Below are 1,560 nucleotides of genomic sequence, written 5' to 3'. Positions count from 1 at the left end.
AACAGGTCAGCAAGATCACAAAATATGCGCCATCAGGATCGGCTCATAACGCCAGCCATAAGCGCCATTGCCGCGATAGCGGCTTCGTCCTCCCGCCCTACTTACAAAAACACCCAGATATTCCCCTAACTTGAATGTCAGAAAAAAGTACTATATTTTCCGACAAGGAGAAAGCTATGATCACCTCATCGATTAGACAACGCATCATTGGAAAAGGCCGGGGCGCAATCTTTGCGCCAACCGACTTTCTGGATATTGGCTCCCGCGCAAGCGTGGATCAGGCATTGTCGCGTTTGGCGGAGCAAGGGATGATCCGACGGTTAACGCGTGGGCTTTATGACTATCCGAGAAAGAGCGCCCGATTAGGGCTGTTGTCTCCGTCAGCCGATGACATAGCCAAAGCGATTGCACGCAAAGACAACCAGGTTCTACAGCCCTCCCCTGCCATGGCAGCCAACCAGTTGGGGCTGTCGACCCAAGTGCCGTCTAAGCCGATTTATATGACCGACGGCCCGACCCGCACCAAGAAAGTCGGTCGACAAGTCATCCAGTTCCGGAATGCATCATCCAAAACACTAGTTGGTGCAGGCCAGAAAACAGGCGCCGTATTTCAGGCGTTACGCTATGTTGGCAAAGACCGGGTGGATAGCCGTGTTGTCGACACGCTGGCCCGCAATCTGGATGTTAAGGACCGCGCATTGCTCGCAAAACAAAGTAGATATGTACCGGCCTGGATGCACCCGGTAGTGCAGCAAATCGTGGCGCGGAACTGATCGTGGACCAGTTTGCCAACGATACTCCAAAGAACCGTGAGGAGGCGTTTCAGGAATCGGCCGCAAAGCTTGGTTTGTCCAAAGCAATCGTCGAGAAGGATTTCTGGGTCTGTTGGTCACTGAAACATCTATTCGCCCTGCCCTCTTTTGGCGCTCACATGATCTTCAAGGGCGGGACATCGCTATCCAAGGCCTATGACATCATCCATCGGTTCTCAGAAGACGTGGATCTGTCTCTCGACCGGGCGCAGCTCGGGTTTGAGGGCGAACGTGACCCCGAGCACCCTGCCCTTTCCGGCAAAAAACAAAAGCAACTGCTGCAGGAGCTTCAGGATACGGCCACTAGGGTAGTCTCAGGTCCGCTGTTGAAAGAAACCGAGGTCAAGTTTGGCGCCGCGCTGGATCAGCATTTTTCCCTGTCAGTCGATCCAAATGATGCCCAAACCTTGCTTTTCGCCTATCCATCGGAGACCAGTGCGGCCAGCGGCTACATCCAACCGGTGGTACGGTTCGAATTTGGCGCCCGTGGGGTTCACCTTCCAGCCGAGTCCCGCAGTATATCGCCTTATGTGCATCAGGCCTTTCCAGACCTGTTGGGGGCGGGCGACGTTGATGTGAAGGTCTTGGGTGTTGAACGCACATTCTGGGAAAAAGCCACGATCCTGCATATGCTCTATCATCAAGACATCACCAAACCGGATGTGTCGCAAACTCTGGGGACTATTTGACGAACATGCGTGATCTGACGTTTGTTCCCATCGAATAGTTTTCGAACAGGTTTCAACAT

The 1,560-nt window shown here is 53.4% G+C and carries 2 protein-coding genes; both read left to right on the top strand.

Annotation, left to right across the window (positions count from 1 at the left end; all coding sequences use genetic code 11):
* The first annotated feature begins 176 nt into the window (after positions 1 to 176).
* A complete protein-coding gene (locus ACR0K1_RS25575; RefSeq protein WP_480424898.1) occupies positions 177 to 773 on the top strand; it encodes a DUF6088 family protein in 597 nt (198 codons plus the stop codon).
* A 2-nt stretch (positions 774 to 775) separates the two neighbouring features.
* Positions 776 to 1,501, top strand: a complete 726-nt coding sequence (locus ACR0K1_RS25570) for a nucleotidyl transferase AbiEii/AbiGii toxin family protein (protein ID WP_480852317.1) — start codon at positions 776 to 778, stop codon at positions 1,499 to 1,501.
* The last annotated feature ends 59 nt before the right edge of the window (positions 1,502 to 1,560 follow it).

The organism is Ruegeria sp. F5 (genome assembly GCF_056533845.1).
Note: the sequence above shows the minus strand (reverse complement) of the source record. Positions and strands in the feature narration are given on the sequence as shown.